Origin of the sequence: Streptomyces rectiviolaceus, assembly GCF_039533825.1 — a bacterium.
GTDB classification, from domain to species: domain Bacteria; phylum Actinomycetota; class Actinomycetes; order Streptomycetales; family Streptomycetaceae; genus Streptomyces; species Streptomyces rectiviolaceus.
In genome coordinates this window covers 1-3,258 of the sequence record NZ_BAAAUG010000014.1, presented here as the reverse complement: position 1 = coordinate 3,258, position 3,258 = coordinate 1, and the positions used below count along the sequence as shown (strand labels likewise).

At 71.4% G+C, this 3,258-nt stretch carries 3 protein-coding genes and 1 pseudogene; 2 read left to right on the top strand and 2 right to left on the bottom strand.

Annotated features, from left to right (window positions below):
* Positions 1–237, bottom strand: a pseudogene (locus ABD378_RS03385) (hypothetical protein); the annotation flags it as partial.
* A 98-nt stretch (positions 238–335) separates the two neighbouring features.
* On the opposite strand from ABD378_RS03385, the gene ABD378_RS03380 reads away from it, so the two are divergent.
* Positions 336–1,706, top strand: coding sequence for an FAD-binding oxidoreductase (locus tag ABD378_RS03380; RefSeq protein ID WP_344518805.1), 1,371 nt, complete (start codon positions 336–338; stop codon positions 1,704–1,706).
* 52 nt (positions 1,707–1,758) lie between these two features.
* Here ABD378_RS03380 and ABD378_RS03375 read toward each other — a convergent pair whose 3' ends face one another.
* Positions 1,759–2,238, bottom strand: coding sequence for an SsgA family sporulation/cell division regulator (locus ABD378_RS03375; RefSeq protein ID WP_344518804.1), 480 nt, complete (start codon positions 2,236–2,238; stop codon positions 1,759–1,761).
* Between the two features lie 231 nt (positions 2,239–2,469).
* Here ABD378_RS03375 and ABD378_RS03370 point away from each other — a divergent pair.
* The coding region (locus tag ABD378_RS03370) for a DUF2510 domain-containing protein (protein ID WP_344518803.1) at positions 2,470–3,258 on the top strand (789 nt) is incomplete at its 3' end.

The following is a 3,258-nucleotide window of genomic DNA, read 5'->3' as shown; positions in this document are numbered from 1 at the left end:
CCGTGCCCTTCTGATCGACACCGGCTTCGGACCGCAGTCCTTCCCGGCCGAGCCGGGCCACAGCACCAGGACGCCGCCGAGCACGACGCACCCGGCGACGGAGGCGATCAGTACCCGCCGCACGGCGGGGGAGCGGCGCGAGCCCCGCGGCGACTCGCTCCAGACGGCGGGCGCGGGCGCCGGCGGCGGAAGCTGTTCCTTCTGGGGCACGGACTCGGACCCGGTCTCGATCTCCATGGCGCTCACTGTGCGTCAATACGAAGAGCACATCCCGGCATGCGGACTGGCGTCGCACACGGGTTCACACCGATGGCCCCGGGTGCGAGGCTGTGATCATGAGCCGCACACTCATCGAACTCCTCCACGAGGGCCTGCCCGCCGATGCCGTCCTCACGGACCCTGACATCACGTCCTCGTACGCGAACGACATGGCGAGCTTCTGCGACGCCGGCACCCCGGCCGTCGTGGTCCTGCCACGCACCGTCGAACAGGTCCAGCACGTCATGCGCACGGCGACCGAGCTACGGATCCCGGTGGTCCCGCAGGGCGCCCGCACGGGCCTCTCGGGCGGGGCGAACGCCAGCGAGGGCTGCATCGTGCTGTCCCTGGTCAAGATGGACCGCATCCTGGAGATCAGTCCCGTCGACCGGATCGCGGTCGTCGAACCCGGCGTCGTCAACGCCACCCTCTCCCGCGCCGTGAACGAGCACGGTCTCTACTACCCGCCGGACCCGTCGAGTTGGGAGACCTGCACCATCGGCGGGAACATCGGCACGGCCTCGGGCGGCCTGTGCTGTGTGAAGTACGGAGTGACGGCGGAGTACGTCCTCGGACTCGACGTCGTCCTCGCCGACGGGCGGCTCATGAGCACCGGCCGGCGCACGGCCAAGGGCGTCGCGGGCTACGACCTCACGCGCCTCTTCGTCGGCTCCGAGGGCAGCCTCGGCATCGTCGTCCGCGCGACCCTCGCCCTCAAGCCGCAGCCGCCCCAACAGCTGGTCCTGGCCGCCGAGTTCGCCTCCGCCGAGGCCGCCTGCGACGCCGTGTGCAAGATCATGGAAGGGGGGCACGTCCCCTCACTCCTGGAACTGATGGACCGTACGACCATCAGGGCCGTGAACGCGCTGGCCCACATGGGCCTCCCTGAGACCACCGAAGCACTGCTCCTGGCAGCCTTCGACACCCCGGATCCCACCGCGGACCTCGCGGCCGTCGGCGCGCTCTGCGAGGCCGCGGGCGCCACCCAGGTGGTCCCGGCCGAGGACGCGGCGGAGTCCGAACTGCTGCTCCAGGCACGGCGGTTGTCGCTCACCGCGCTCGAAGCCGTCAAGGGCACGACGATGATCGACGACGTGTGCGTGCCGCGCTCCAAGCTCGCGGACATGCTCGAAGGCGTCGACCGCATCGCCGATAAGTACAGCCTCACGATCGGGGTCTGCGCGCACGCGGGCGACGGCAACACGCACCCCACCGTCTGCTTCGACGCCGCGGACGCCGACGAGGGCCGCCGAGCCCGCGAGTCCTTCGACGAGATCATGGCCCTGGGCCTTGAACTCGGCGGCACGATCACCGGCGAGCACGGCGTGGGCGTCCTCAAGAAGGACTGGCTGGCACGCGAGCTCGGCCCGGTGGGCGTGGAGATGCAGCGCGCCGTCAAGGCGGCGTTCGACCCGCTCTCCCTCCTCAATCCCGGCAAGTTGTTCTGAGCCTGTGGTTCGTGTGTCTCCGTCTCCGCTTTCGCCCCCGTGGCGGCGGAGCTCACTCACCGTCCTTGGACTCGTCGGAGGGCCAGGGGTCGCGCAGCCAGAGCTCGTCGACGCGGCCCGTGGTTGGCGTGAGCAGCTCGGCGAGGCCGTCGTCGATGCCGAGCCGCTCAGCCTCAGAGCCCGGAGGGACCACCCGCAGCGTGCGCTCGAGCCAGGCGGACACGGCGGGTGCGGGCGCCTCCAGGAGGGCGTCACCGTCGGGTGAACTCAGCGCCATCAGGACGACGCTGCGACCGTCGACCTTGGTGGGCCAGACCCGGACGTCGCCGTGCCCGCAGGGCCTGAACACCCCCTCGACCAGGAGTTCGCGGGCGAACGTCCAGTTCACGGGGTGCTCGGTGCCGATGTGGAAGGCGATGTGGACGGCGTAGGGGTCGTCGGTGCGGTAGGTGAGGCGGGCCGGGACGGGGATGGCGCGTTCCGGCGAGAGGACGAGTTTGAGCTCAAGCTCGCGTTCCACCACGGTGTGCATGTCGGTCTGTTCCTTCCTTGTCCGAGGCCCTGGAGCGGGCCCGTGCAAGGAGAGAGCGCGGTGGGCGCGGAGCATTACGCGGGTTCCGGAAACTTTTTTCGTACGTAGTCGATACGTAGTTGAACTGTGCCCGGAAAGTGGTCTGTAGGGCAGGAGACGCACAGGGGGACGCAGAGGTCTGATAGATGTGGAACCTCTAAAAGACCCCCGAGCAGATACGGGACGACGGACATGAGCGCCCCAACTCCGGCCCCAGGCGACGACAGGCCCCGCGAAGGCTACTACCCCGATCCGTCCATTCCCGGATATGTCCGGTACTGGAACGGCGCGGCCTGGGTGCCAGGGACCAGCCGTCCCGCCCCGACCGACGGCGAAACGCTGCCCGCGCCTCCGGGGGCGGCCCCCGCGCCCGCGCCCGCGGCGGAGGAGACGGGGCCGCACTTCTTCGACGAGGAGCCCATGCGGGAGCCCGAGGCGACGGGCGGCGCGGTTGCCGCCGACGCCTCGCAGCACGGGTCGAGGCCTGAGCCTGCCTCCGCGTGGCAGGCGGACGCGGCTCGGCAGACGGGGCTCGGCGGCGAGCAGGAGCGGCGGGTTTCCTGGGGCGGGCCCGAGCAGCGGAGTGCTTCGGGGGTCCGGGATCCGCGCGACCCTCGCTTGCCGGGCGAGTCGACCGCCGATCCCGCCTCTGCCTCCGCCTCTGCCCCCGCTCCTGCGGAGGCGCAGGAGGCGCCCACTTCGCCGGAGGTTTCCTCTCCTCCGGAGGCGAACGGGCCCGGCACGGTGCAGATCCGTGCGATCAAGCCGGGTGCGTCCGGTGGATCAGGCACGCCGCCGAAGCGGGAGCAGCCCCCGGCGGACGGCACCGTGACGTTCCGCAGGCCCTCGGGGCCGGTGCGGCCCGCCGCGGCCTCGCCCGCCACCGAAGGCACCATGGCGATCCGGGCGCTCCGCCCGAAGTCGTCCGGTACGGCGGCGCAGACCCCGGCGCCTCCGCAGGCTGCCGTACCGCCACAGGCC